24 protein-coding genes are annotated in these 24,675 nt (G+C 65.6%); 14 read left to right on the forward strand and 10 right to left on the reverse strand.

Annotated features, from left to right (window positions below):
* Positions 1 to 4 precede the first annotated feature (4 nt).
* Entirely contained in the window at positions 5 to 901 is an 897-nt protein-coding gene (locus tag GOQ09_RS04405) for a lysophospholipid acyltransferase family protein (protein ID WP_207309956.1), read from the reverse strand.
* Positions 902 to 908: 7 nt separating this feature from the next.
* Between GOQ09_RS04405 and GOQ09_RS04410 the strand changes: the two genes are divergently transcribed.
* Positions 909 to 1,346 (forward strand): DUF2809 domain-containing protein, encoded by a 438-nt coding sequence (locus GOQ09_RS04410; RefSeq protein WP_157616582.1) that lies wholly within the window; start codon positions 909 to 911, stop codon positions 1,344 to 1,346.
* On the opposite strand, the gene GOQ09_RS04415 is transcribed toward GOQ09_RS04410, so the two are convergent.
* From GOQ09_RS04415 to GOQ09_RS04435, 5 genes are read right to left on the reverse strand one after another with little or no spacing between them, the layout of a single operon-like run.
* Complete coding sequence (locus tag GOQ09_RS04415) at positions 1,291 to 2,034, reverse strand: transglycosylase domain-containing protein (protein ID WP_157612053.1); 744 nt, start codon at positions 2,032 to 2,034, stop codon at positions 1,291 to 1,293. The two genes, GOQ09_RS04410 and GOQ09_RS04415, sit on opposite strands and share 56 nt — an antisense overlap.
* Positions 2,031 to 2,888 carry a shikimate dehydrogenase gene (gene aroE, locus GOQ09_RS04420; protein ID WP_157612054.1) on the reverse strand — a complete coding sequence of 286 codons (858 nt, stop codon included), beginning with the start codon at positions 2,886 to 2,888 and terminating at the stop codon, positions 2,031 to 2,033. Before aroE ends, GOQ09_RS04415 begins: the two co-directional genes overlap by 4 nt.
* A 23-nt stretch (positions 2,889 to 2,911) precedes the next feature.
* Positions 2,912 to 3,763: an energy transducer TonB gene (locus GOQ09_RS04425; RefSeq protein ID WP_126747938.1), complete on the reverse strand. Its 852-nt coding sequence runs from the start codon at positions 3,761 to 3,763 to the stop codon at positions 2,912 to 2,914.
* 51 nt (positions 3,764 to 3,814) lie between these two features.
* Positions 3,815 to 5,872, reverse strand: coding sequence for a ribonuclease catalytic domain-containing protein (locus tag GOQ09_RS04430; RefSeq protein ID WP_157612055.1), 2,058 nt, complete (start codon positions 5,870 to 5,872; stop codon positions 3,815 to 3,817).
* A 51-nt stretch (positions 5,873 to 5,923) separates the two neighbouring features.
* On the reverse strand, positions 5,924 to 6,517 hold the full coding sequence (locus GOQ09_RS04435; RefSeq protein ID WP_157612056.1) for a YqiA/YcfP family alpha/beta fold hydrolase: 594 nt from the start codon (positions 6,515 to 6,517) through the stop codon (positions 5,924 to 5,926).
* 369 nt (positions 6,518 to 6,886) lie between these two features.
* Between GOQ09_RS04435 and GOQ09_RS04440 the strand changes: the two genes are divergently transcribed.
* The 6 genes from GOQ09_RS04440 (at position 6,887) to GOQ09_RS04465 (ending at position 14,131) form a co-directional block, all read left to right on the forward strand.
* A complete protein-coding gene (locus GOQ09_RS04440) occupies positions 6,887 to 7,612 on the forward strand; it encodes a response regulator transcription factor (protein ID WP_157612057.1) in 726 nt (241 codons plus the stop codon).
* Positions 7,613 to 7,629: 17 nt separating this feature from the next.
* On the forward strand, positions 7,630 to 9,465 hold the full coding sequence (locus GOQ09_RS04445; RefSeq protein WP_157612058.1) for a sensor histidine kinase: 1,836 nt from the start codon (positions 7,630 to 7,632) through the stop codon (positions 9,463 to 9,465).
* 31 nt (positions 9,466 to 9,496) lie between these two features.
* Positions 9,497 to 10,651, forward strand: coding sequence for a rod shape-determining protein RodA (gene rodA / locus GOQ09_RS04450; protein ID WP_157612059.1), 1,155 nt, complete (start codon positions 9,497 to 9,499; stop codon positions 10,649 to 10,651).
* Between the two features lie 83 nt (positions 10,652 to 10,734).
* On the forward strand, positions 10,735 to 12,195 hold the full coding sequence (gene tldD, locus GOQ09_RS04455) for a metalloprotease TldD (protein ID WP_157612060.1): 1,461 nt from the start codon (positions 10,735 to 10,737) through the stop codon (positions 12,193 to 12,195).
* 47 nt (positions 12,196 to 12,242) lie between these two features.
* Positions 12,243 to 12,785, forward strand: a complete 543-nt coding sequence (locus GOQ09_RS04460; RefSeq protein ID WP_157612061.1) for a hypothetical protein — start codon at positions 12,243 to 12,245, stop codon at positions 12,783 to 12,785.
* A 227-nt stretch (positions 12,786 to 13,012) separates the two neighbouring features.
* Positions 13,013 to 14,131: a 3-deoxy-7-phosphoheptulonate synthase gene (locus tag GOQ09_RS04465; protein ID WP_157612062.1), complete on the forward strand. Its 1,119-nt coding sequence runs from the start codon at positions 13,013 to 13,015 to the stop codon at positions 14,129 to 14,131.
* A gap of 15 nt (positions 14,132 to 14,146) precedes the next feature.
* Here GOQ09_RS04465 and GOQ09_RS04470 read toward each other — a convergent pair whose 3' ends face one another.
* On the reverse strand, positions 14,147 to 14,656 hold the full coding sequence (locus tag GOQ09_RS04470; RefSeq protein ID WP_157612063.1) for a cupin domain-containing protein: 510 nt from the start codon (positions 14,654 to 14,656) through the stop codon (positions 14,147 to 14,149).
* Positions 14,653 to 16,056: a UDP-N-acetylmuramate:L-alanyl-gamma-D-glutamyl-meso-diaminopimelate ligase gene (gene mpl, locus GOQ09_RS04475; protein WP_157612064.1), complete on the reverse strand. Its 1,404-nt coding sequence runs from the start codon at positions 16,054 to 16,056 to the stop codon at positions 14,653 to 14,655. Before mpl ends, GOQ09_RS04470 begins: the two co-directional genes overlap by 4 nt.
* 101 nt (positions 16,057 to 16,157) lie before the next feature.
* On the opposite strand from mpl, the gene GOQ09_RS04480 reads away from it, so the two are divergent.
* From GOQ09_RS04480 to GOQ09_RS04510, 7 genes are all read left to right on the forward strand, one after another.
* Entirely contained in the window at positions 16,158 to 16,757 is a 600-nt protein-coding gene (locus GOQ09_RS04480; RefSeq protein WP_157612065.1) for a hypothetical protein, read from the forward strand.
* A complete protein-coding gene (locus GOQ09_RS04485) occupies positions 16,758 to 17,303 on the forward strand; it encodes a TlpA family protein disulfide reductase (RefSeq protein ID WP_157612066.1) in 546 nt (181 codons plus the stop codon).
* Between the two features lie 98 nt (positions 17,304 to 17,401).
* Positions 17,402 to 17,863: an acetyl-CoA carboxylase biotin carboxyl carrier protein gene (gene accB, locus GOQ09_RS04490; RefSeq protein WP_157616584.1), complete on the forward strand. Its 462-nt coding sequence runs from the start codon at positions 17,402 to 17,404 to the stop codon at positions 17,861 to 17,863.
* Between the two features lie 2 nt (positions 17,864 to 17,865).
* On the forward strand, positions 17,866 to 19,215 hold the full coding sequence (gene accC, locus GOQ09_RS04495) for an acetyl-CoA carboxylase biotin carboxylase subunit (protein ID WP_126747952.1): 1,350 nt from the start codon (positions 17,866 to 17,868) through the stop codon (positions 19,213 to 19,215).
* A gap of 22 nt (positions 19,216 to 19,237) precedes the next feature.
* On the forward strand, positions 19,238 to 20,128 hold the full coding sequence (gene prmA, locus GOQ09_RS04500; protein ID WP_157612067.1) for a 50S ribosomal protein L11 methyltransferase: 891 nt from the start codon (positions 19,238 to 19,240) through the stop codon (positions 20,126 to 20,128).
* 73 nt (positions 20,129 to 20,201) lie between these two features.
* Positions 20,202 to 21,620, forward strand: a complete 1,419-nt coding sequence (locus GOQ09_RS04505) for a zinc-ribbon and DUF3426 domain-containing protein (protein WP_157612068.1) — start codon at positions 20,202 to 20,204, stop codon at positions 21,618 to 21,620.
* Between the two features lie 60 nt (positions 21,621 to 21,680).
* A complete protein-coding gene (locus GOQ09_RS04510; protein WP_157612069.1) occupies positions 21,681 to 22,583 on the forward strand; it encodes a carbohydrate kinase family protein in 903 nt (300 codons plus the stop codon).
* 97 nt (positions 22,584 to 22,680) lie between these two features.
* Here GOQ09_RS04510 and GOQ09_RS04515 read toward each other — a convergent pair whose 3' ends face one another.
* The gene (locus GOQ09_RS04515) at positions 22,681 to 23,208 is read right to left on the reverse strand and encodes a histone H1-like DNA-binding protein (protein ID WP_055801757.1); all 528 of its coding nucleotides are present in this window, start codon (positions 23,206 to 23,208) and stop codon (positions 22,681 to 22,683) included.
* Positions 23,209 to 23,404: 196 nt separating this feature from the next.
* Positions 23,405 to 24,577: a ribonucleotide-diphosphate reductase subunit beta gene (locus GOQ09_RS04520; RefSeq protein ID WP_126747956.1), complete on the reverse strand. Its 1,173-nt coding sequence runs from the start codon at positions 24,575 to 24,577 to the stop codon at positions 23,405 to 23,407.
* Positions 24,578 to 24,675: the final 98 nt, after the last annotated feature.

Below are 24,675 nucleotides of genomic sequence, written 5' to 3' on the forward strand. Positions count from 1 at the left end.
CAATTTACACATCACGCAAAGCAATCACGGCAGCACGCGCGCGATCGAGGAAAGGGCGGCGCTCTTCGTCTTCTTCCACGCGGATTGGTGCGCCGAAAGTGACTGAACACAAGATCGGCACCGGCACGATCTCGCCCTTGGGCATGACGCGCTGCACGTTGTCGATCCATGCAGGCACCAGCACCACGTCAGGAAACATCGTTGCGAGCGTGTAGAGGCCCGACTTGAACTTCTGCGGCTCGCCCGTGTGGCCGCGCGTGCCCTCGGGAAAGATGATGATCGAGTCACCGCTGCGCAGGGCTTCGACCAAGGGGGCGAGCGGATCGGAGGCGGGAGCCGCAGCGGGTTCGGAAGGCGCGGCTTCCGTGGTTGCAGCCGGTGGTTCGACAGGGGGCGCGACCGCGGGAGGCGGCGGCGCAGGAAGATCGAGCCGCCCTTGAATCTCGTCGAAAGCCTCGGGGGCCACATCGACGACGGTCTGCGGCGCTGGCGCCAGCGGCAGCAATGGCTCCATCGAAGGCTCGATGCGTTCGGCTGGCCCTGCAGCGGTATCTCGTGCTGGCGCGGGTGGCGTGTCAGGCTCGGCCGCGGCTGGTGCCGGTGCTGCCGAAGCGGGCGCCGTGGCCGCCCGTTCCACGTAAACGGCGTTGAACACCTCCGTCGTGATCCAGCGCTTGAACGGCGTATTGGCCCAGTAGTCGCGCGCCGCAATGGGCCGCGTGATACTGCGCAGCTCTTCAGGCAGGGCAGCCCAGATCATCACGAGGTCGGCGTGGCTCTGGTGGTTGGCGAAATAGATGCGCTGCTCGGCCTTTGGCGGGCAGCCGTACCACCGCGCCTGGGCCCCCGTGAGCAACCGGACGATCCCCAACAACAACCAACCTGTGAGCTTTGCCAGCATGGGCGCGATGATACGGGTCATGCGATGGCGTTTCGATCCTCTTTCTCTGGTGTGGGCGGTGGCCCTGTTCTTTGTTCTCGTGCTGCTGGCCACCATTGGCGCGCGCTGGGGGTGGGTGCGGAGTTTCTTCGGCGACGTGCTGGCCGTGGCATGGGTCTACCTCGTCTTCAAGACTTTCATTGCCACGCGCGTGCTGCCATTGGCGCTGGCCGCGCTCGGCGTGGGCCTGGCGGTCGAACTGGGACAATTCCTGGCATCGGCCTGGCACCTGCATATTCCGAACCGCGCCCTGCGCATCGTGCTCGGCAGTACGGCGGACTGGTGGGACGTGGTGGCCTACCTGATCGGCTTTGCGGCCGTGCTGGCCATCGAGGCGCTATGCGGCGCCGTCAGGGCAGCTCGGCCGACGGCATGCGCGCCACAATGGTCGAAGCCCGCCCGTTGAGGTAAGACGAGCCCAGCCGGCGCTCGAAGAACTTGGGGCTGGGCAGCATCACCGCCAGGCGTGCGGCCTCGCCGGCGCTCAGGCGTGAGGCGGGCTTTTTGAAATAGTACTGGGCTGCGGCTTCGGCGCCGAACACGCCTTCGCCCCATTCGACATTGTTGAGATAGATCTCGAGGATGCGCCGCTTGTCGAGCAGCACTTCGAGCGTCATGGCGAGCACCAGCTCCTGGCCCTTGCGCAGCAGCGTGCGCTCGCCGGAGAGCAGCAGGTTTTTTGCCAGCTGCTGCGTGATGGTGGAGCCGCCGCGCAGCTGCACGGGCCGCACCGGCTTGCCGCGCGCAATGGCGCGTGCCGCACGCCGGGCCGCAAGCTCCTCGGCTTTGGCATTGCGCTGCCGGGCGCGTTCGATGGCTTCCCATTCCACGCCGTTGTGGTCGATGAAGTCGGCATCTTCGCTGGCGATGACGGCACGCTTGAGGTTGTCGCTGATCTGCGCGTAGGGCACCCACTCCTGGCGCCAGGCGCCCTTGCTGCCCTGGTGAATGGCGATCTGCCAGGCTTCGGAGCGCTGGAACGCCGTGCTCTGCGGAGCGATCACGGCCATGGCCGCTATGCGCGCCACAAAGAAAATCTCGAGCGCCACGCCCGCTACCAGCAGGCAGCCAATCAGCCGCAGCAGCCCCTTCATTGGCCGACGGCGAGCGAGGCGCGCAGTTCGGCCAGCACCTGTGCGGCGGGCGGGCGCACGCCGCGCCAAGCCTCGAACGCTTCAGCCGCCTGCTCGACCAGCATGCCGAGTCCGTCGCGCCCTACCGCGCCGTGCGCTTCGGCCCACGCAATGAAGCCGGCGGCGGCGGGCCCGTACATCAGGTCGACCGCGAGCGCATCGGGGCGCAGCACCTGGGCGCGTACCGGTACCGCATCGCCCGCAAGGCTGGAGGCGGTGGCGTTGATCACCACGTCGAAATTGCCGGGTACTTCGTCGAGGGCCCATGCTTCGAGCGTGGCGCCGTGGCGCAAGGCCAGGGCCGCGTGGCGCTGCACCAGGGCCATGGCCTTGCCGACGGTTCGGTTGGCCACGACGATACGCGAGGCGCCCGCATCGAGCAGCGGGCCGAGCACGCCCGCGGCAGCGCCGCCCGCGCCGATGAGCAGCAGTTCGCAGCCTGCCAAAGGCACGGCGGCGTTGCGCACGATGTCGTTGACCAGGCCGATGCCGTCGGTGTTGTCGGCGTGAATGCTGCCGTCCGCTTCGAAGCGAAGCATGTTCACCGCTTGCGCGAGCAGGGCGCGTTCGCTGGTGTGCTGTGCAATTGCGGCCGCGTCGAACTTGAACGGCACCGTGACGTTGCAGCCGCTCGCGATGTTGCCGTGTTCGGCCGCTTCTCGCCGGAAGCTGGCGACGCCTTCGGCGAAGGCGCCGATCGGCACGAGCCGACGGGTGTATTCCAGCTGTTGGCCGCAGAGCTCGGCAAATCGGGCATGGATGTGCGGCGAGCGGCTGTGCTCGACGGGGTTGCCCATTACGCAGTACAGGTCCATGGCGCCGTGATTTGCTGGTGTTGCTATTGGGAAGAGAGCTCGATGGTTTCGTCGCGCGTGAACTTGAAGCGCGACTGCAGCACGATCTGGTCGGTCTGCTTGCGCATTGCATCGGTGAACTTGCCGAAGTTGCCGATGCTGTGCACGATGGCCTTGGCACGCCGATCGAGCGTGGTGTCGCCCGAGCTCTCATCGACCACGGTGTCGAGGATCTTGCCGTCGTGGTTGATGGTGATCGTCATCTTGAGCTGGCCGTAGAGCTTCTTGCCGGCGGCGGTGGGAAAGTTCTCGGTGCCCCGCACCTCGATACGGCGGCGCAGCGTGTCCACGTAGATGGCATAGGCCGCCTCGCGCGTGGAAGGGCTCAGGTAGCGCTTCTTGGGGCGTGCGTTTTCTTCGTTCACGCGCCGTTCGATTTCGGCCAGCAGCTCGACCATCTGGCGCCGCTTTTCTTCGCGGGCCACGGCTTCCTTCGGGTCGCCCGAAACGCGTGGATCCGGCGCGGGCATGGCGGCCAGGTCACGCTTGAGCTGCGCGAGCAGCTGCATCTGCTGCGCCTGCATGGCCTCGACCTGGCGCTGCGCCTCTTCGATGGAGTCGCCCACGGCGGTAAAGCTCGAGGGCGGCAGCGGGCTGGTGGCGCGGCCCCTTTCGAGGTCGCCGCCGCCAGCCAGCGAGGTTTGCGCCATGACGCGGGCGGTGGCGTCGGGCTTGTCGTTGGTCTTGCTGTTGACCAGGATCACCTCGAGCGGCGTGTCGCTGAAGACCCGGTTGAACGATTCAGGGTCGACGAAGCGCACCGTCAGAAGCGCGGCGTGCGCGATGATCGACACACCGAGTGCAATCTGCAGTGTGCTCAGATCCCTGAAGTTCATTGACGACGCTCCTCGCGGCTCATTGAATGGTTTTTATATTGCGCGCGGCGCTCACGCCGGCGTGTTCTCCGGTGCCGGCTCGCTGTCGGTGAGGTCGACCGCAATGGCGATGGGACCGGCCACTTCTTCTTCCTCGTCGCCGCTTTCCTCGTCAGCCGCGGCGTCCGCCTTGGGCGCGTCGAGGCGCTCGAGCACCGTGCCGTGCACGTCGAGCGCAATTTCGTCGATCTCGCCGAGTTTCACCCGCAGGCGCGCACCGCGCTCCTGCTGGCCCGCGACCGGAAACACCAGCGGCAGCGTGTCCGCACGCACCAGCGCGCCGTTCTGGATGTCCTTGATGACGGTGACTTCAAGCTCGGTGATGCCTTGCTGCTCAAGGTATTTGAGCGTCCAGAAGCGCTCCATGCCGCCCTGGTAGGCGTTGTAGGTTGCGTAGGCGGCGTCGAAGCCCGAGAGAATGGAGAACAGGTCGGCGTCCTTCGGCTTGAACGGCGCGGCCAGCGCCGCGGTCTTGCCGTGGCGCGCGGCCGCGATGATCTGCCACTGGTTCACCAGGTCGGTGTAGCGGCGCAGCGGCGAGGTGCTCCAGGCATAGCTCTTCACGCCCAGGCCCGCATGCGGCAGGGCCCGCGTGCCCATGCGCACCTTGATGCCCGGCGCCAGGCTGGCCTGGCTGCGGTAGAGCCCGGGCACGCCGAGCTCGCCGAGCCAGCCGCCCCAACTGCTGTTGGCCAGGATCATTGCCTCGGACACGATCAGGTCGAGCGGCGCACCGCGCTGGCGAGTGGTGATCTGCACCTGCTCGCTGCCGTCCGGCTCGCCGTCATTGCCGACGAGGCGAAAGTTGTAGTCGGGCCGGTTGAAGTTCTCGGGCTTGCCGCGCACCACTTCGCGCTGGGCCTTCAATTGCTTTGCAAGACGGAACAGGAAGGAGAGCGGTGCACGCAGGTTCGCAGCCGCCTCGGGCGTGTTCTCGCTCGTGAACGAGGCGTCTTCGAGCCAGGGCTGCGTGACGATGCTGTCGAGCTGGTCGTGCCGCAGGTTGGCCACGATGGGCACGCGTTCCAGCTTGGTCTCGCTGGACTGCAGTTCGAGCGTGGCTTCGTCGAAGCGCACGTAGAGCGACACCGCCGGCCGATCGCCGCCTTCGAGCAGCGTGTAGGCGTTGACAACCTCGTCGGGCAGCATCGTGATCTTGTGGCCCGGCATGTAGACCGTGGACATGCGCGAGCGCGCCACCTGGTCGATGGCGCTGCCCGGCGTGAGCGCAAGGCCCGGCGCCGCAATATGGATGCCGACCGTGACGGTGCCGCTGCCGAGGCCCTGCACCGAGAGTGCATCGTCGATTTCGGTGGTCTGCGAATCGTCGATCGAAAAGGCCTGGACGCCGGAAGCCAGCGGAAGGTCGTCGGCGATGGCCGGCGCGGCGAGCGCCGGAAACCCCGTGCCCTTGGGAAAATTCTCGAAAAGGAAGCGGCGCCAGTGGAACTGGTAGGGCGAATCGATGGCGCCGGCGCGCTCCAGCAGCTCGAGCGGCGGGCGCTGCGTGGCACGCGCGGCGTCGACCACGGCCTTGTACTCGGGCGCGTTCTTGTCGGGCTTGAACAGGATCTTGTAGAGCTGCTCGCGAATCGGCTGCGGGCAGACGCCCTCGGCCAGTTGCCCGGCCCACTCGACGATTTGCGCCTGCACGACTTTTTTCTTTTCGATGGCGGCCAGCGCCTGCTGCACGATTTCGGCCGGCGCCTTCTTGAAGCGCCCCTTGCCTGCGCGGCGAAAGTAGTGCGGCGCCTCGAACAGCGCGAAAAGCGCGGCCGCCTGCTGCGCGAGCGTGGGCTTGTCGCTGAAATAGTCGGCCGCGAGTTCGGCAAAGCCGAATTCGCCCTCGGCCGCAAATTCCCATGCGAGGTCGAGGTCCATGGTGGCGGCGATGGCGCGCGCTTCGGCAATCAGCTCGGCCGGGGCGGGCTTCTCGAAACGCAGGACGATATTGGCGCCCTTGACCTTGACGCGCTTGCCGGTGTCGAGCTCGACCTGCGCCGATGCTTCGGCCTCCGAAAGCACGCGGCCGCCGAGGTACTTGCCGGCTTCTTCAAACAATACAAACATGAGCCGATTGTCCCACGCTGGACCCGGCCCGCCGCCCGGCGCCGGAGGGACTCAGACCGGGTTGATGAAGTCGATGACGTCGTCCAGATGGTTCTGCTCGAAATCGGAGAGCGCATGGTCGCCCCCCTCGAGCAGCTTGATGTTGCTGTCGGGGTAGCGCGCGGACATTTCGTGCCAGTCCAGCGCCTCGTCGCCCTTGGCGATGATGGCCAGCACGCGCTCGGGGCGCGTGAGGGCGCCAACTTCCATGGTGCGCAGCTCCTGGATGTACTCCGGCCGGAAATAGAAGTGCTCGGCCGGGTCTTGCCACGTGGTCTGGTCGCCAATGTAGAGCTGCAGATCGCGCGCGGGGTGCACGGCGGGGTTGAGCAGCACGGTACGGCAGCGCGTCATTCCGGCAACGTAGGTGGCATAGAAGCCGCCGAGCGAGGAACCGACCACGGCCATCGACTTGCGCGGCCAGTCGGCAATGCCTTTCATCACCATGTCGATCGCTTCACGCGGAGAAGGCGGCAGCTGCGGACACCACCACTGCAGGTTGGGGTGCTCCAGCGCCACGCGCTGCGCCATCAGCCGCGCCTTGGTCGAGCGGGGAGAGGAGCGGAAACCGTGCAGATACAACAGGTGAGTGGTTTTCGGATCCATGCGAGGCGGAGACTGAAAATGTTGCGTTCGACGCAACTCCATAGAAGGAGCCGAGTAATTTTGCATGAGGTCCTCGTGCGGGGCGCGGATGCCGGTGAGGGCTTTCGCATGCAGGCTTCGTGCGGGGAGGTGAATGTGTACCACTGGAATCTCCGGGCTGCGGGATTTTTCTGCATCCGATCGGGCGCGGGCTTTGTCTCGGAACCAAAAAGTACTCAGCTGATGCGCCAGGAGTGGCCAAGTCCGTCCGGCGTTGTTGTGTTTTTGCAAGCGGCGCGAAGTTTCGCGGTGCGGGATCGGTGCCTGCATCCCATGAAGATGGGAGGCGCCGCGGCCTTTTGAATCGACGTGGCGGCTTATGCTAAGCCCATGAATATCGAGGCTCCTGATCCCGGAACGGCGCGCCGCTGGGGCGTGCTCGTGGTCGAGGACGACAGCCGCGCGCGTGCCTTCTTCGAGGCCAGCGTGCAGCGCAGCGCAAGCCTCTTCTGGCTGGGAAGCGCCGGCACCGTGCACGAGGCGTTGGCGTGGCTTGCGCAGACCGCCACCATCCCCGATGTGCTGCTGGTCGACCTTGGCATGCCCGACGGCAGCGGGCTGGACGTCATCCGCGAAGCCGTCGCGCGCTTTCCCGGCTGCGAGCCGCTGGTGATCTCGGTTTTCGGCGACGAGGAAAACGTGCTTTCCAGCATCGAGGCCGGCGCGGTCGGCTACATCCACAAGGACGCGGCACCCGAAGACATCGCGCAGACCATCGTCGAGATGAAGGCCGGCGCTTCGCCGATCTCGCCCATGATCGCGCGGCGGGTGCTTGCCAAGTACCGCAGCCTGCAAACGGCGGGCACGCCCGCCGCGGCAGTGCCCCAGGCGGCCATCGACAGCACGGCGCCCAGCCTGCTCTCCGCCCGTGAACACGAAGTGCTGACGCTGATCGCGCGCGGCTTCTCCTATGCCGAAATCGCCCGGCTCAAGGGACTGAGCGTGCACACGGTGCAGACCCACATCAAGAACCTCTACGGCAAGCTGGCGGTGCACTCCAAGAGCGAGGCTGTGTTCGAAGCCACGCGCCTCGGCCTGCTGTCCCACCCCGGGTGAATCGTGTGTCGGGGCGCATGTTCGCAAGGCCCGGGAGGGCGCTGCTCGCGCTCTGGCTTGCGGTAGTCCTGCTGGCGCCGGCGGGTCCCGCGGCGGCGGATGGCCCCCTTGAGCTGCGCAGCGGCACGGCGACCGTCACCGTCGACGGCGTCACGCATACAGCGCCCGTCGAGCTTTCCTACCACTGGGATCGCCAGCACCGGGGGCGCCCCGGCTTCGCGAGCTTCGAACTGCCGTTCACGCTCGACGCCGCGCCCGAGACGCCGTGGGGCATCTTCATTCCGCGGGCCGGCAACGTCCTCGAGGTTTCGCTCAACGAGGCGTTGCTTCAGGTCTACGGAGATCTGGGCCGCGGCAACGGGCCTGACTACGCCAAGGCACCCATCTATGTGCCGATTCCGGGGCATTTGCTGAAAGCCGGCGGCAACCGCTTGCAGATTCGCATCCGCGCCGACAGCGCACGTCGGGCGGGGCTTTCACGCGTGACGATCGGGCCGGCCACGCCGGTGCGCACCGAGCTTTTCGAAACGGCCTATGGCTGGCGCTTTACCGGCTCGGTGCTCCTGAGTGCCTTCAGCCTCATCGTCGGCGGCATTGCACTGGCGCTGTGGCTCACCCAGGTAGACGCCGACGCCGTGGGGCGGCATCGGCGCGACGGCATCTATTTCTGGACGGCGCTCGCCGAGTTCTGCTGGGCGTTGCGCGTGGCCGACGGCGTAATTGCCGAACCGCCCCTGCCTTGGCCGGCCTGGGGCGTGCTCATGGCCGCCTGCTATGCGGGCTGGGCGGCCTCCGCCATGATGTTCTGCTACCACCTGGCGGGCTGGGACCACAGGCCCCGCATGCGCTGGCTGCGGTGGCCAATGGCGGCAGTGGTCGCCGGAACGATCGCCGCGAGCTCGATGGCGCTGTTCCGCGAGGAGCCGTACTGGCTTACCGGCTGGCTTGCGGCGGAGATCGTGTTCATCGCACTGTTCGTCTGCGCCTTCGTGGTGGCGACTGTGCGGCGGCCCAACCTGGGGCGCCTGCTGGTGGCGGCCGCCGCGCTGGCAACGCTGGGGTTCGGCATCCGGGACTGGCTGGTGATCCGCCTGAGCGATGCCTACGGCGAAACCACCTGGGTGCGCTATTCCTCCGTGTTCTTCGGTATTGCGCTGCTGCTGATCGTGCTGCGGCGCTTCCGCGCCGCCAGCATCGAAGCGCGCGGCTCGGTGGCGGCACTCGCCCAGCGGGTGGCGCAGCGCGAACGCGAGCTCGCATCGACCTTCGCGGCGCTGGAGCAGGTGGCGCGCGACCAGGCCCGAACCCATGAGCGCGAACGCATCCTGCGCGACATGCACGACGGCGTGGGCTCGCACATCAGCTCGGCCATCCGGCAGCTGCAGTCGGGCCAGGCCAGCTCCGAGGAACTGCTGCGCACACTGCGCGACTCCCTCGACCAGCTCAAGCTCTCGATCGACTCCATCCACCTGCCGCCGGGCGACGTGGGCGCGCTGCTGGCGGCGCTGCGCTACCGGCTGGAACCGCGCCTGGCGGCCGCGGGCATCCAGCTGGAGTGGGGCGTGGAAGAGGTGCCGACGGTAAAGGGGCTCGACGCGCAAGGCATGCGGCAATTGCAGTTCCTGCTGTTCGAGGCGGTTTCCAACGTGATGCAGCACGCCCAGGCAAAGACGCTGCGGATCGAGTCGCAAGCGCAGGCCGGAAGGGTGCAGTTGCGTGTGATCGACGACGGCCGGGGTTTCGACGCGTCCCAGGTGCCGCGGGCACTCACGGAGCGCGCCGGCGCAGTCGGCGCCCGGCTGGCGGTCGAAAGCCGACCGGGACGCACGGTCGTTCAGTTCGAATTCGACTGACGGGGCGTGCCGGGCGCGGATAATCCAGCCCATGTCCGCCGTGTTCAATCAGCCCTCCCTGGCGCGCCGCGTCGCGCCCATCTTCCAGGGGTTCGACGGCTTTCTGGCTTTCGCCGTGCTGTTGCTGGCCTTCGCCGGGTTGCTGACCATGTATTCGTCGGGCTACGACCACGGCTCGCGTTTTTCCGACCATGGCCGCAACATGCTGCTGGCGGGCTTCATCATGTTCGTGGTGGCCCAGGTGCCGCCGCAGCGGCTGATGATGTTTGCGGTGCCGGTGTATGTGACCGGGGTGGCGCTGTTGATTGCGGTTGCGCTCTTCGGAATCACGAAGAAGGGGGCCACGCGCTGGATCAACCTCGGCGTGGTGATCCAGCCGAGCGAAATCTTGAAAATTGCGATGCCGCTGATGCTGGCCTGGTGGTTCCAGCGCCGCGAGGGCCAGTTGCGGCCGCTCGATTTCGTGGTGGCTACGGTGCTGCTGGCCATTCCGGTCGGGCTCATCATGAAGCAGCCCGACCTGGGCACTTCGCTGCTGGTGCTCGCTGCCGGCCTCGCGGTGATCTTTTTTGCCGGGCTGCCGTGGAAGCTCATCGTGCCGCCGGTGGTGATCGGCGCCGTGGCAATCACGCTGATCGTGAGCTTCGAGTCGCGGCTGTGCGCGGAGGGCGTCGACTGGCGGGTGCTGCATGACTACCAGAAGCAGCGCGTGTGCACGCTGCTCGACCCGAGCAAGGATCCGCTGGGCAAGGGGTTCCACATCATCCAGGGGATGATCGCCATTGGTTCGGGCGGCGTGGGCGGCAAGGGGTTCATGCAGGGCACGCAGACGCATCTCGAATTCATTCCCGAGCGCACCACCGACTTCATCTTTGCCGCTTATTCCGAGGAATTCGGCCTGGTGGGCAATTTGGCCCTGATTGCGGCTTTCATCCTGTTGATCTTCCGCGGGCTGGCCATTGCGACCAACGCCACCACGCTGTTCTCTCGGCTCCTGGCCGGGGCGGTAACGATGATTTTCTTCACCTACGCCTTCGTCAACATGGGCATGGTGAGCGGCATCCTGCCGGTGGTGGGCGTGCCGCTGCCGTTCATCAGCTACGGCGGTACCGCCATGGTCACGCTGGGGCTGGGGCTTGGCATTCTGATGTCGATCGCCCGGGCCAGGAAGCTCTCCCAAAACTAGGCGCGCAGCCTTGGCCCCGGTTGGGGCAAGGCGAAGCGCCGCCGGGCGCGCGCGGCAAGGGGGCGAGCCCTAGAATCCACTTCATGATCTCTCGCGAACCCACCATCGAGCGCCTTGCCACGGCGCAACAGCTCCTGCTCACGCCGTTCGGCCTCGACGAATCGCACCTGAGCAAGGCCCTGGCCGAGATCACCGCCCACAAGGTGGACGATGCCGACTTGTACTTCCAGTACACGCGCAGCGAGGGCTGGAGCCTCGAGGAAGGCATCGTCAAGACCGGCAGCTTCAGCATCGACCAGGGTGTCGGCGTGCGCGCGGTCAGCGGCGAGAAGACCGCCTTCGCCTATTCAGACGATATTTCCGAGGCGTCGCTGCTCGATGCGGCCCGCACGGTCCGCTCGATTTCTTCCGCCGGCCGCACCGGCCGCGTGAAGACGCCGGCGCGCAAGATTGCGTCGAGCCGTTCGCTCTACAACGGCGTCGATCCCATTTCGACGCTCGATAGCGCGGCCAAGGTCCAACTGCTCGAGCGGGTCGAAAAGCTCGCACGCTCGCGCGATCCGCGCGTGGCGCAGGTCATGGCCGGTTTGGCGAGCGAGTACGACGTGGTGCTGGTGGCGCGCGCCGACGGCACGCTGGCAGCCGACGTACGGCCGCTGGTGCGCCTGTCGGTGACCGTGATCGCCGAGCAGAACGGCCGCCGCGAGGTTGGCTCCGGCGGCGGTGGCGGGCGCTTCGGGCTGGCCTATTTCACCGACGAGCAGATGGCCGAATACGTCGACCAAGCCGTGAAGGCTGCGCTGACCAACCTCGACGCCCGTCCGGCGCCCGCTGGCGAGATGACGGTCGTGCTCGGCTCCGGCTGGCCCGGCATCCTGCTGCACGAGGCCATCGGCCACGGGCTGGAAGGCGATTTCAACCGCAAGGGCTCGAGCGCATTCTCGGGCCGCATCGGCCAGCGCGTGGCGGCCAAGGGCGTGACGGTGCTGGACGACGGCACCATTGCCGACCGCCGCGGCTCGCTCAACGTGGACGACGAGGGCAATGCGAGCCAGCGCAACGTGCTCATCGAAGACGGCATCCTCAAGGGCTACATCCAGGATTCGCTCAACGCGCGCCTCATGAAGGTCAAGCCCACCGGCAACGGCCGGCGCGAGAGCTATGCCCACGTGCCGATGCCGCGCATGACCAACACCTACATGCTTGGCGGCGACAAGGACCCGAAGGAAATCGTCGCCAGCATCAAGAAGGGCCTGTACGCCACCAACTTCGGCGGCGGCCAGGTCGACATCACAAGTGGCAAGTTCGTGTTCTCGGCCAGCGAGGCCTTCTGGGTCGAGAACGGCAAGATCCAATACCCCGTGAAGGGCGCGACCATCGTGGGCAACGGCCCTGACGCGCTCACCCGCGTGACCATGATCGGCAACGACATGGCGCTCGATTCGGGCGTGGGCACCTGCGGCAAGGAAGGCCAGAGCGTGCCCGTAGGTGTCGGCCAGCCCACCCTGCGCATCGATGGTTTGACCGTAGGCGGAACCGCCTGAGAGCTTGCTAAGCTCCGCTCCTTATTTTTCAAAAAGAGGAGCATTCGATGAGGATCAGGATCAATTCGTCCGCGGCCCTGTGGGCTGCAACTGCCGCAGTGGCGCTCGCGACCGCAGGTTGCGCCTCGCGCGGCGGTGCGGGCGACAGCAGCCAGCCCGCGGCCTCGGCAGCCGCTGCCAGTGCACCCGCCGCTCCCGCGCGCGGCGGCGCAAAGGCCGGCATGGACGCCAAGGGCAACGTCATTGATTCGTCCAAGGTCGAAGCCGGCAGCGGCCGTACCGTCAAGGGCCTGAATGGCTACGAAGGCGAAATCACGGGCGTTCCCGCGCGCAACAGCAAGTTCTCGCGCCTGCAGATCGGCATGAGCGCCAAGCAGGTGACCGACCTGGCCGGCCAACCGACAGACCAGGGCGCCTACGTCACGGGCAAGGCCTTCATTCCGTTCTACTTCGGCAGCGACCGCCACCGTTACGAGATGACCTACAAGGGCCAGGGGCGCCTGGTTTTTGCGGGTGGCGGCATGGGCGACTACTCGGGCGGCAACCTGATCTGGATCATCCACAACCCCAACGAATCGGGCTACCGCTAAGCCGTTCGGAGCCGGGCTTTTGCCCGGCTTCTTGTTTTCCGTGCTACATTTCGCCCACATGTCCGCCCTCCGCGCTTATTTCTTTGCCTACTTTTGGTTCCCGGTTTCCGGCGGACGAGAGGCGAGCGCGTAAAGCAAACGAACACCCTCCCAGAACCGCCGGTGGCCCAGAGCCCCCGGCGGTTTTTTTATGCCCTGACGATTTCACTCCAACAAGGAAAAGCACCATGAGCACGAACACTGCCCCCGCCAGCGACAGCTGGTATGCGAGCGTCGAAAAAACCAGCAAGACCGACGACGAACGCATCAAGGACATCAACGTGCTGCCCCCTCCCGAACATCTGATCCGCTTCTTCCCGATTCGCGGCACGCCGGTCGAAACGCTGATCGAGGGCACCCGCCGCAACATCCACAACATCATGGCCGGCAAAGACGACCGGCTGCTGGTGATCATGGGGCCGTGTTCCATTCACGACCCGGCCGCCGCGCTCGACTACGCCCGCCGCCTGAAGGTGGAGCGCGAAAAGTACGCCGGCACGCTGGAGATCGTGATGCGCGTGTACTTCGAGAAGCCGCGCACCACGGTGGGCTGGAAGGGCCTCATCAACGATCCGTACCTGGACGAAAGCTACCGCATCGACGAGGGCTTGCGCATTGCGCGCCAGCTGCTCATCGACATCAACCGGCTCGGCCTGCCCGCAGGCAGCGAGTTCCTCGACGTGATCTCGCCGCAATACATCGGCGACTTGATCGCCTGGGGCGCCATCGGTGCGCGCACCACCGAAAGCCAGGTGCACCGCGAACTGGCCTCGGGGCTTTCCGCGCCGATCGGCTTCAAGAACGGCACGGACGGCAACATCCGCATCGCCACCGATGCCATCCAGGCGGCGGCGCGCGGCCATCACTTTCTGTCGGTGCACAAGAACGGCCAGGTGGCCATCGTGCAGACCAACGGCAACCGCGACTGCCACGTGATCCTTCGCGGCGGCAAGGCGCCCAACTACGATGCAGCGAGCGTCGAGGCCGCCTGCAAGGACCTCGAAGCCGCCAAGCTGCCGCCCACGCTGATGGTCGACTGCAGCCATGCCAACAGTTCCAAGCAGCACCAGAAGCAGATCGACGTGGCGAAGGACATTGCCAATCAGATCGCGGGCGGATCGAACCGCGTGTTCGGCGTGATGGTCGAGAGCCACCTGCAAGCGGGTGCCCAGAAGTTCACGCCGGGCAAGGACCAGATCGCGGGCCTCGAATACGGCAAGAGCATCACCGACGCCTGCCTGGGTTGGGACGATTCGGTGCAGGTGCTCGACGTGCTGTCGCAGGCCGTCAAGCAGCGCCGGGGATAAACCGCGCTGACCGGATCAGAGCATCCCGGCCAGTTCGGGCCAGTGGTGCCGCATGGCGGTGGCTTCGTCGCTTTCGGGCGGCACCAGGGAAAAGTCTGCGAAGTCGAAGCCCGGGCCGACCATGCAGGCGACCAGCGTGTAGTCGCCACTCGCGTGGCCCTGGATCGGCCGGGCAGCCTGCCACTGGCCGGCCGGCACCACGTGCTGGGGGCGCGTTCCGTGTGCATCGACCGGTCCCAGCCGCACGTGCGCCGGTGCGGTTCGCATGGCGGCATCGCACGTCCACAGGGCCAGCGGCACGCCCTCCAGGTGAACCCAGACCTCATCCGAAAGCACCCGGTGCCAGCGTGAATGCTGGCCGGCCTCCAGCAGAAAGTAGATGCTGGTGAGTGCGCTGCGCGGTGCGCGGCCGTCCGTGGGAACCACGCTCGCGGCCGAACGGAACACCTCGCTGTACCAGCCGCCCTCGGGGTGGGGCTGCAGCTTCAGGCTCTCGATCAGCTCGCGGGCGCGCATGGCGGTCATGGGGCCGCCGCGCTACGGAGGGCCGCAAGCAGCTTGTCGTGCACGCCGCCGAAGCCACCGTTGCTCATGCAGACGATGTGATCGCCGGGACGGGCCGCGGCAACGATCTGCGCGACCAGCGGCTCGACGGCGCCGGCCACTTGCGCGCGGTCGCCCATCGGGGCCAAGGCCGCGGCGGCGTCCCAGTCGAGCCCGGCGGTATGGCAGAAAGACAGGTCGGCCGCTTCCAGGCTCCACGGCAACTGCGCCGCCATCACGCCGAGCTTCATGGTGTTGCTGCGCGGTTCGAAGGCCGCGAGGATGCGCTCGCCTTGCTTGCCGGCATCGTCCAGCTTCTTGCGCAGCCCGTCGAGCGTGGTGCGAATGGCGGTCGGGTGGTGCGCGAAATCGTCGTAGACGGTGATTGCGCCTCCGCTGCGCTCGACCGTGCCGCGCAACTCCATGCGTCGCCGTACGTTGCGGAAGCTGCCGAGTGCCTTGGCCGCATCGGCCGGTGCAACGCCCACATGCTCGGCTGCGGCAATGGCGGCCAGTGCGTTCATCTGGTTGTGCAGGCCCGAGAGCTCCCATTCAACGCGGCCCACGGCCTCGCCACGGTACAGCACGTCGAACGCGTCGTGCGTGCCGCGCGCCTGCCATTCCCCGCCAGCGCCAAAGCGGGCGAGCCCGCTCCAGCAGCCTTGGCCCAGCACGCGCTCCAAGCTCTCTTCGGTGGCATTCACCACCAGGCGCCCGCTGCCGGGCACCGTGCGAACGAGGTGATGAAACTGCCGTTCGATGGCGGCGAGGTCATCGAAGATGTCCGCGTGGTCGAATTCCAGGTTGTTGAGAATCGCTGTGCGCGGGCGGTAGTGCACGAACTTGCTGCGCTTGTCGAAAAAGGCGGTGTCGTACTCGTCCGCCTCGATGACGAATGCCGGGCCGTCGCCAAGCCGCGCAGACACGCCAAAGTCCAGCGGAACGCCGCCCACCAGAAAACCCGGCGCCTTGCCGCCTTGCTCCAGCACCCATGCGAGCATCGACGTCGTGGTGGTCTTTCCGTGGGTTCCGGCCACGGCAAGCACGTGACGGCCCAGCAGCACGTGCTCAGCCAGCCACTGCGGGCCGCTGGTGTAGGGCTTGCCGGCATCGAGGATGGCTTCCATCAGCGGAAACTTGGGGTTGCCGTCGGGCAGCCGGGCCCGCGAAACCACATTGCCGACCACGAACATGTCGGGTGAAAGTGCCAATTGGTCGGCGCCGAAGCCTTCGATCAGGTCGATGCCGAGCGACCGGAGCTGGTCGCTCATGGGCGGGTACACGCCGGCATCGCAGCCCGTGACCCGGTGGCCCGCTTCGCGCGCCAAGGCGGCCAATCCGCCCATGAACGTGCCGCAGATGCCAAGAATATGAATGTGCATCGGGCGATTCTAGGGAGGCGGCATGCCGCGGCCGCGCCGCAGCCTTGTCCTTTGTACTGATGTTTGGTGTGAGGGCGGCGTAGTGCGGGCAAAATGTTCCGATGGACACGACCACCAAGCGTGAGATCGCCGCCACCGCAGCCCGCCTCGTTGTCGAGGAGGGGCTGGAGTACGGCCCGGCCAAGCGCCGGGCAGTGCGAGATCTTGGCCTGTCGTCGCGCACGGCGCTGCCGAACAACGACGAGGTCGAGGCCGAAGTGCGCGACTACATTGCGCTTTATTGCGCCGACACCCAGCCGCAGGAACTGCATGCCTTGCGGCTGCTCGCGCTCGAATGGATGGAGCGCATGGCGGCGTTCCGGCCGCACATCGGGGGAGCTGTCTGGCACGGCACGGCCACGCGGCTGTCAGACATTTATATTCAATTGTTCTGCGATGATTCCAAGTCGGCCGAAATTGCCCTCATCGACCATCACGTGGACTACGAGCCGCGAATGGTCACCGGGTTTCACGGTGAGCAGGTCGAGGCCTTGAGCGTGCATGCCGCGAGCCGGGCGCTGGGCGAGGAAATCGGGGTCCACCTGCTGGTCTACGACCTCGACGACCTGCGTGGGGCGCTCCGGCCCGACGCCCAGGGGCGTACCCCGCGCGGCGACCTGGCCGCGCTGCGCCGGCTGATTGAAAGAGAAAAGGACAAGTGAATGACTTCTTCGCCCGCAAGGCGCCGCTTCATGTATGGCGGCGTGGCAGTCGCGGCCGCCGCGGCAGGCCTGGGCGGCGCGTGGTGGCGTGAGCGCGGCGGCAGCACCAAAGGCGAAGTGCTGGACGCGGCGTTCTGGCAGCAGCGCTTCGACCGTCCGGAGGGCGGTGAACTGGTTTTTTCCAAACTGCGCGGCAAACCGCTGCTGCTGAATTTCTGGGCCACGTGGTGTCCGCCGTGCGTGGAAGAAATGCCAATGATCGATCGCTTCTTTCGCGAAAATGGCGGCAACGGCTGGCAAGTTGTTGGGTTGGCCATCGATCAGCCGAGCGCCGTCCGCAAATTCCTCCAGAAGACGCCGGTCGGCTATCCTCTCGGACTAGCCGGTTTGCAGGGCACTGAACTGGTAAAAAGCCTTGGCAACACGGCTGGCGGGCTGCCGTTCACATTGGTTCTTACGGGCGCGGGGACCGTGGCGGCTCGTAAAATGGGCAAGCTCGAGCCCACCGATCTGGACACTTGGCGACGTGAACTCGTTCACGGTTAGAATCAGATACACCTCGGCATTCGCCGCCAATCGCTAAAGATCGACGATTTTTGGCCAAGTTACATCCTAATGACCGGCAAAGTCGGCACTGGAGCCTCATGGATCTGCGCAAACTCAAGACACTGATCGACCTGGTGTCTGAATCCAATATTTCCGAACTGGAAATCACCGAAACCGAAGGCAAGGTTCGCATCGTCAAGGGCGGCGGCGCTGCCCCGGTGCAATATGTTCAGACCGTGGCGGCTCCTGCCGCTGCTCCCGCCGCCGGTGCGCCTGCGGCGCCCGCGCTTGCTGCTGCCGCGCCGGCAGCCGAAGCCGCCCCCACCGGGCACGCAGTCAAGTCGCCGATGGTCGGCACCTTCTATCGTTCGTCCAGCCCTGGCGCACCGGCCTTTGTCGAAGTCGGCAGCAAGGTCAACGAGGGCGACACCGTCTGCATCATCGAAGCGATGAAGATCCTCAACGAAATCGAAGCGGACAAGTCCGGCACGATCACTCAGATCCTCGGCGAAAACGGTCAGGCAGTCGAATACGGCCAGCCGCTGTTCATCATCGAGTGACCATGTTCAAGAAGATCCTGGTTGCAAACCGGGGGGAAATTGCCCTCCGGATCCAGCGCGCCTGCAGCGAGCTCGGCATCAAGGCCGTGATGGTCTATTCCGAAGCGGACCGGGACGCAAAGTACGTCAAGCTCGCGCAGGAGGCCGTGTGCATCGGCCCGGCACCGTCGTCGCTGAGCTATCTCAACATGCCGGCGATCATTTCGGCGGCCGAGGTCACCGACGCCGAAGCCATCCATCCCGGCTACGGTTTCCTGAGCGAAAACGCCAACTTCGCCGAGCGCGTGGAGCAAAGCGGGTTCCAGTTCATCGGCCCGACGCCCGACAACATCCGCACGATGGGTGACAAGGTCTCGGCCAAGCAGGCCATGATCAAGGCCGGCGTGCCTTGCGTGCCCGGCTCCGAGGGCGAGCTCTCCGACGACGCCGCCACCAACAAGCGCATTGCGCGCGCCATCGGCTACCCGGTCATCATCAAGGCCGCCGGCGGCGGCGGTGGCCGCGGCATGCGCGTGGTGCACACCGAAGCGGCACTGGTCAACGCGATCCAGATGACCAAGGCGGAAGCCGGCGCTGCGTTCAACAATCCGGCCGTGTACATGGAGAAGTTTCTCCAGAACCCGCGCCACGTTGAAATCCAGATCCTGGCCGACAAGCACAAGAACGCGGTCTACCTGGGCGAGCGCGACTGCTCCATGCAGCGGCGCCACCAGAAGGTGATCGAGGAATCGCCGGCCCCCGGCATTCCGCGCAAGCTGATCGAGAAGATCGGCGAGCGTTGCGCCGCGGCCTGCAAGAAAATCGGCTACCGCGGCGCGGGTACCTTCGAGTTCCTGTATGAAAACGGCGAGTTCTATTTCATCGAGATGAACACGCGCGTGCAGGTGGAGCACCCGGTGACCGAGTTCACCACAGGCATCGACATCGTGAAGACGCAGATCATGGTGGCGGCGGGCGAAAAGCTCCCGTTCACGCAGCGCCAGATCGAAATGCGCGGCCACGCCATCGAGTGCCGCATCAACGCCGAAGACGCCTGGAAGTTCACGCCGTCGCCGGGCCGCATCACCATGTGGCACCCGCCGGGCGGCCCCGGGGTGCGCGTCGATTCGCATGCGTACACCAACTACTTCGTGCCGCCTAACTACGACTCGATGATCGGCAAGATCATTGTGTATGGCGACACGCGCGAGCAGGCCATGGCGCGCATGCGCACGGCGCTGAACGAAACCGTGATCGAAGGCATCCAGACCAACATTCCGCTTCACCGCGAACTGATGGTCGACGCCAAGTTCATGAGCGGCGGCACCAACATCCACTACCTGGAAGAGTGGCTCGCTGCCCACAAGCGCTGAACAGAGAGCACCGGACGCCACCATGTTTGAACTTCGCCTGATGGCGCCGGAAGACCGGGTCGAAATGCTCAGTGATGCGCTCGACGCACTCGATGCGCTGAGCGTTTCGGTGGAAGACGCCGATGCGCAGACCGATGCCGAGCAGGCGCTGTTCGGCGAGCCCGGCATGCCGCCGCCCAAGGAGGGCTGGCAGCGGTCGCGCGTCATTGCGCTGTTTGCCGACGAAGCACTCGCAAACGAGGCCGCATCGGTGCTCGCGCTGCAAGACTTCTTCGAAGGTTGCGAGGTGCTCGGCGTGGCGCCGGTGCCCGATCAAGACTGGGTGCGGCTCACGCAGTCGCAATTCGCGCCGGTCGAGATCACGCCCGAGTTCTGGATCGTGCCCACGTGGCATGAGCCGCCCGAGCAAGCCAGGCAGTTGATCAGGCTGGACCCGGGGCTTGCCTTCGGCACCGGCACGCATCCCACCACCCGCATGTGCCTGCGCTGGATTGCGAAGCAGGGCGAGGGTGCATTCAGAAACCAGCGCGTGCTCGACTACGGCTGCGGCTCCGGCATTCTTGCCATTGGCGCGGCCAAGTTCGGCGCGCTCGATATCGACGCCGTGGACATCGACGAGGCCGCCGTTTCGTCGACGCGCCTCAATGCCGAAGCCAATGGTGTGCGCCTGAATGCCGGCCTGCCGGAAGCGGCGAAAGGCAGCTACGACACGGTACTGGCCAACATCCTCGCGACGCCGCTCAAGGTGCTTGCGCCCTTGCTGCGCAGCCACGTGGCGCCGGGCGGATCGCTGGTGCTCGCAGGCATTCTCGAGCGGCAGGCCGACGAGCTGAAGCAGGCCTATGCGCCTTATGCCGCGCTCGAGGTCAGCGACAGCGAGGACGGCTGGATTCTCATGACGGCTCGCTGCTGAGCAGCGCGGCCGGGATTTCGCACCGCCGCGCACCGCTCGCGAGGCGGGGGCTCAACCCTACAATCGCCCGGTCATGAGCCTTGTCACGCGTTGCCCCGCCTGTGCCACCACCTTCAAGGTGGTGCGCGACCAGCTTCGCATCTCAGATGGCTGGGTGCGTTGCGGCCGCTGCAGCCATGTGTTCGACGCCACGCTCGATCTGCATGAGTCGCCGGACGGTGTCCCGGGTCCGGCGACCCCGCCTCCGCCGGAGCCTTCTGCCAAAACCGAAGCGGAGCCCGGGCCGTCCGAACAGCATCCTTCACCGGCCGAGCAGGCTGTGCCGGAGTCTTCGAGCGCCCCGGACGACGCGGATTTCTTCGACGACGAATCGGAGCATGACGAAGCGTCGGACGCCGCCCCTTCGGCGTCGCCTGCAGAGACGGACGAGCTTCTGCCGCCTGCACCGCTTCCCGAGACCCGGCCTGCGCCGGCGCCAAGCCCTGCAGCTGCCACGCCGTCCGCGACTGCCTTCGTGTTGCCTGCGCACGGAATCATTGCCGACGAGTTGTGGTCCGACTTCGAAGCCAACGAGCCGGAATGGCGGCCACCGGCGAGCTCACTGCCGCCGTTTCCGAACATCGACCTGAATCTTGCGGCGTCGCCTTCGCCGCCGCCACCGCCGCCGCCTCCCTTGCCGGCCTTGCGCATCAAGGCTCGCGAAATGGCGGCATCGGCCAGCGTCGAAGACGAAAAGCACGAAGCCGCGCAGGACCGCGACCAAGTGCAGATGCAGAAGGCGCTGCGCCGGGCGCGCATCAAGTCGGCCAAGATCGCGAGCGCCAAGGCGCGCGACGAGCGCACCGCCGCAAAGGCTCCGGCGTCGATGGTGAGGCAGGCCAGCGAGCAGGATGGCGATTCGGGTCCGCTGCCGGTTCCGGCGCCGCTTCATGAAGCGGAGGATTCGGACAGGGTTCCTTTCTCCGGTGACGAGAAGGCGGACCGCGGCACCGAGGGGTTCTGGCAGCGTGGCGCCATTCGGTTTGCGCTTTGGTTCTTCGCCGTGCTGGCCGTTCTGCTGTTCGTCGCGCAGGTCTTGCATCACGAGCGCGACGGCATCGTGGCACGTCAACCGAACCTGCGCCCGGCATTTGCCGCCATGTGCCGGTTGACGGGCTGCGAGCTCACGGCGTTGCGCCAGATCGGCGACATCGTGATCGAGGGCGCCGCCTTCGCGCGCGAGAAGACCGGCAACAACGACTATCGGCTCAGCTTTACCTTGCGCAATGGCGCCACGGTTCCGCTCGCCATGCCGGCCATCGAGCTTTCGCTGCTCGACACGCAGGAGCGGGCAGTGGTGCGCCGCGTGCTCACGGCTTCGGACTACGGTGCGCCGGCGGTGCTCGCGGCTCGCTCCGACCAGGCGGCGTCGCTGCCACTCACGTTGTTCGCAACGGAAGCGGCGACGCTGCCGCCCATTGCCGGCTACCGCGTGGAAGCGTTCTATCCTTAGGCAGGGTTCGCGCCCGCGCCTCGTTCATTCACCCATTCATCCTTCAACCAACGGCTCACCATGGCAGCAGTGATTTGCGGTTCCCTCGCGTTCGACACCATCATGACTTTCGAGGGCCGGTTTGCCGACCAGATCCTTCCGGACCAGTTGCACATTCTCAATGTGTCGTTCCTGGTGCCGGGTCTGCGGCGTGACTTCGGCGGTTGTGCCGGCAACATCGCATACAGCCTCAACGCGCTGGGCGGCACGGCATTGCCGATGGCCACGCTCGGAAGCGACGGAGCCGACTACCTGGAGCGCCTGCGCACGTTGGGCATCAGCACCGAGTTCGTGCGCCAGCTGGACGACACGTTTACCGCGCAGGCGATGATCATGAACGACGTCGACAACAACCAGATCACCGCGTTCCACCCCGGTGCGATGCAGCAGGCGCACCTCACGAAGGTCTCCGCCCGCGAAGACATCCGCGTCGGCATCATCGCACCCGACGGCCGCGAAGCGATGCTGCAGCATGCCGAGCAATTTGCCGCCGCAGGCATTCCGTTCGTGTTCGATCCAGGCCAAGGCCTGCCGATGTTCGAGGGCGAAGCGCTCAAGCACTTCATCGACCTGGCAAGCTGGGTGGTCGTCAACGACTACGAGGGCAAGATGCTTTCGCAGCGCACCGGCTGGAGCCTGGCCGAAATCTCCAAGCGCGTGCGCGGCCTGGTGGTCACGCTGGCGGCCGAGGGCTGCGAAGTCTGGACAGATGGCGAGCGCGAGCACGTGCCGGGCGTGACGCCGACCGCGGTGGTCGAACCCACCGGCTGCGGCGATGCATGGCGCGGCGCGCTGCTGTTCGGACTGGAGAAGGAATGGCCGCTCGCGCAATGCGCAGCACTTGGCAACCGCATCGGTGCGCTCAAGATCGCGCAGCGCGGGCCTCAGAACTATCAGATCGACAAGAAGGCGCTGGGCCTCTGAGCCGCAGCTTGCTCGCTCGCCCTTGCGGGCGACGCGCATAAAAAAAGCCCGACACCGTGAGGTGCCGGGCTTTTTGCCGTCAAGGCCGCTGAGAAGCTCAGGGCTTGCTGGCCGTCGGAAACGGCCAAGCTGCCTGCGGGTTCAGCGTCGTTTGCGCAGCAGGAGCAGGCGCTGCGGCAGGTGCTGCCTTTGCGGCCTTCTTCGCAGCAGGCTTCTTGGCAGCAGCGGCAGGCTTGGCAGCGGGCTTTTTCGCGGCTTTCTTGGCCGCAGCCTTTTTGGCGGGAGCCTTCTTGGCGGCAGCCTTCTTCGCAGGGGCCTTCTTGGCAGCGGCCTTCTTCGCCGGAGCCTTCTTCGCCGCCGCCTTCTTGGCAGGAGCCTTCTTCGCTGCGGCCTTCTTCGCCGGAGCCTTCTTGGCAGCGGCCTTCTTTGCCGGAGCTGCCTTCTTGGCGGCTACCTTCTTCGCAGGCGCCTTCTTGGCGGCTACCTTCTTGGCTGCGACCTTCTTGGCCGGAGCCTTCTTCGCAGCTACCTTCTTGGCGGGAGCCTTCTTAGCGGCCGCGACCTTCTTTGCCGGAGCCTTCTTTGCAGCGGCTTTCTTAGCCGGCGCTTTCTTTGCAGTTGCCATTTCTATTTCTCCTTGATCAAGTTGAAAAAATCAACCTATTGAAGCACTCCGCGCACGTTGGTAGCGCAAAGCGATTCATGGCGTTGGAATCTGTGCTCCAGCACCATGAACACCTGAGCCCTCATCCATGCCGCGCTCTTCGGCGCGATCGGTGGCAAGGGCAATTCTTGAATTCATTAATTCTTATCGGAAAGATTCAATCCCAGGAGAGCGCGCCACCCGACTGGTACTCGATCACGCGGGTCTCGAAGAAATTGCGCTCTTTCTTCAGGTCAATCATTTCGCTCATCCAGGGGAACGGGTTTTCCTCGTTCGGGAAGAGCGTTTCGAGGCCGATCTGCTGTGCACGCCGGTTGGCAATGTAGCGCAGGTAGCCCTTGAACATGGAGGCGTTCATGCCGAGCACACCGCGCGGCATGGTGTCTTCGGCGTATTTGTACTCGAGCTCGACGGCCTTCATGAAGAGGGCCTTGATCTCGGCCTTGAACTCGTTGGTCCAGAGGCCGGGGTTCTCGAGCTTGAGCTGGTTGATCAGGTCGATGCCGAAATTGCAGTGCATCGACTCGTCGCGCAGGATGTACTGGTACTGCTCGGCGGCGCCGGTCATCTTGTTCTGGCGGCCCAGCGCAAGAATCTGCGTGAAGCCGACGTAGAAGAACAGACCTTCCATCAGGCAGGCGAACACGATCAGCGACTTGAGCAGCGTCTGGTCGGTTTCGTGCGTGCCGGTCTTGAAGTGGGGGTCGCTGATGGCGTCGATGAACGGGATCAGGAACTGGTCCTTCTCGCGGATCGACGGCACTTCGTTGTAGGCGTTGAAGATCTCGCTCTCGTCCAGGCCGAGCGACTCGACGATGTACTGGTACGCGTGCGTGTGGATCGCTTCCTCGAAAGCCTGGCGCAGCAGGAACTGGCGGCATTCGGGTGCCGTGATGTGGCGGTAGGTGCCCAGCACGATGTTGTTGGCGGCCAGCGAGTCGGCGGTCACGAAGAAGCCGAGGTTGCGCTTGACGATGCGGCGCTCGTCTTCGGTCAGGCCGTTCGGGTCTTTCCACAACGCGATGTCGCGCGTCATGTTCACTTCTTGCGGCATCCAGTGGTTGGCGCAAGTGGCGAGGTATTTTTCCCAAGCCCACTTGTACTTGAACGGCACCAGCTGGTTGACGTCGGTCTGGCCGTTGATGATGCGCTTGTCGGAAGCCTTGACGCGCTGCGCTGCGACGGGGGCCGTGGGTTGTGCAATCGACGAAGTCGGAGCGTCCACCGGTCGGCCTGCGGGCAAGCCGCTGGTCGATGCGTGGTGTTGCTGCAATCCTTGTTGCATATCCTTTGGTAAGGAGGGCTTGACTTCTTCGTCCCAGGTCAACATAGAAAAATCCAATGCTCAATTATCGGAGCAACGATGTGAGTTGCAAAGTGCTCGTTCACGTCGCGCTCCATTTATGTGGTTGTTATGTTGCTCTCATG

Source organism: Variovorax paradoxus (genome assembly GCF_009755665.1).
Classification (GTDB): Bacteria; Pseudomonadota; Gammaproteobacteria; order Burkholderiales; family Burkholderiaceae_C; genus Variovorax; species Variovorax paradoxus_G.

What these genes read in the sequence shown, in the direction of transcription:
- GOQ09_RS04425 (WP_126747938.1), bottom strand. Translation starts at nt 3,763, where the DNA reads ATGAACTTCAGGGATCTGAGCACACTGCAGATTGCACTCGGTGTGTCG.
- GOQ09_RS04405 (WP_207309956.1), bottom strand. Translation starts at nt 901, where the DNA reads ATGCTGGCAAAGCTCACAGGTTGGTTGTTGTTGGGGATCGTCCGGTTG.
- GOQ09_RS04460 (WP_157612061.1), top strand. Translation starts at nt 12,243, where the DNA reads ATGAGGATCAGGATCAATTCGTCCGCGGCCCTGTGGGCTGCAACTGCC.
- GOQ09_RS04465 (WP_157612062.1), top strand. Translation starts at nt 13,013, where the DNA reads ATGAGCACGAACACTGCCCCCGCCAGCGACAGCTGGTATGCGAGCGTC.
- GOQ09_RS04480 (WP_157612065.1), top strand. Translation starts at nt 16,158, where the DNA reads ATGGACACGACCACCAAGCGTGAGATCGCCGCCACCGCAGCCCGCCTC.
- GOQ09_RS04410 (WP_157616582.1), top strand. Translation starts at nt 909, where the DNA reads ATGATACGGGTCATGCGATGGCGTTTCGATCCTCTTTCTCTGGTGTGG.
- GOQ09_RS04435 (WP_157612056.1), bottom strand. Translation starts at nt 6,517, where the DNA reads ATGGATCCGAAAACCACTCACCTGTTGTATCTGCACGGTTTCCGCTCC.
- GOQ09_RS04415 (WP_157612053.1), bottom strand. Translation starts at nt 2,034, where the DNA reads ATGAAGGGGCTGCTGCGGCTGATTGGCTGCCTGCTGGTAGCGGGCGTG.
- GOQ09_RS04440 (WP_157612057.1), top strand. Translation starts at nt 6,887, where the DNA reads ATGAATATCGAGGCTCCTGATCCCGGAACGGCGCGCCGCTGGGGCGTG.
- GOQ09_RS04430 (WP_157612055.1), bottom strand. Translation starts at nt 5,872, where the DNA reads ATGTTTGTATTGTTTGAAGAAGCCGGCAAGTACCTCGGCGGCCGCGTG.
- GOQ09_RS04445 (WP_157612058.1), top strand. Translation starts at nt 7,630, where the DNA reads ATGTTCGCAAGGCCCGGGAGGGCGCTGCTCGCGCTCTGGCTTGCGGTA.
- tldD (WP_157612060.1), top strand. Translation starts at nt 10,735, where the DNA reads ATGATCTCTCGCGAACCCACCATCGAGCGCCTTGCCACGGCGCAACAG.
- GOQ09_RS04515 (WP_055801757.1), bottom strand. Translation starts at nt 23,208, where the DNA reads ATGGCAACTGCAAAGAAAGCGCCGGCTAAGAAAGCCGCTGCAAAGAAG.
- GOQ09_RS04485 (WP_157612066.1), top strand. Translation starts at nt 16,758, where the DNA reads ATGACTTCTTCGCCCGCAAGGCGCCGCTTCATGTATGGCGGCGTGGCA.
- GOQ09_RS04470 (WP_157612063.1), bottom strand. Translation starts at nt 14,656, where the DNA reads ATGACCGCCATGCGCGCCCGCGAGCTGATCGAGAGCCTGAAGCTGCAG.
- GOQ09_RS04520 (WP_126747956.1), bottom strand. Translation starts at nt 24,577, where the DNA reads ATGTTGACCTGGGACGAAGAAGTCAAGCCCTCCTTACCAAAGGATATG.
- accC (WP_126747952.1), top strand. Translation starts at nt 17,866, where the DNA reads ATGTTCAAGAAGATCCTGGTTGCAAACCGGGGGGAAATTGCCCTCCGG.
- rodA (WP_157612059.1), top strand. Translation starts at nt 9,497, where the DNA reads ATGTCCGCCGTGTTCAATCAGCCCTCCCTGGCGCGCCGCGTCGCGCCC.
- mpl (WP_157612064.1), bottom strand. Translation starts at nt 16,056, where the DNA reads ATGCACATTCATATTCTTGGCATCTGCGGCACGTTCATGGGCGGATTG.
- GOQ09_RS04505 (WP_157612068.1), top strand. Translation starts at nt 20,202, where the DNA reads ATGAGCCTTGTCACGCGTTGCCCCGCCTGTGCCACCACCTTCAAGGTG.
- aroE (WP_157612054.1), bottom strand. Translation starts at nt 2,888, where the DNA reads ATGGACCTGTACTGCGTAATGGGCAACCCCGTCGAGCACAGCCGCTCG.
- prmA (WP_157612067.1), top strand. Translation starts at nt 19,238, where the DNA reads ATGTTTGAACTTCGCCTGATGGCGCCGGAAGACCGGGTCGAAATGCTC.
- GOQ09_RS04510 (WP_157612069.1), top strand. Translation starts at nt 21,681, where the DNA reads ATGGCAGCAGTGATTTGCGGTTCCCTCGCGTTCGACACCATCATGACT.
- accB (WP_157616584.1), top strand. Translation starts at nt 17,402, where the DNA reads ATGGATCTGCGCAAACTCAAGACACTGATCGACCTGGTGTCTGAATCC.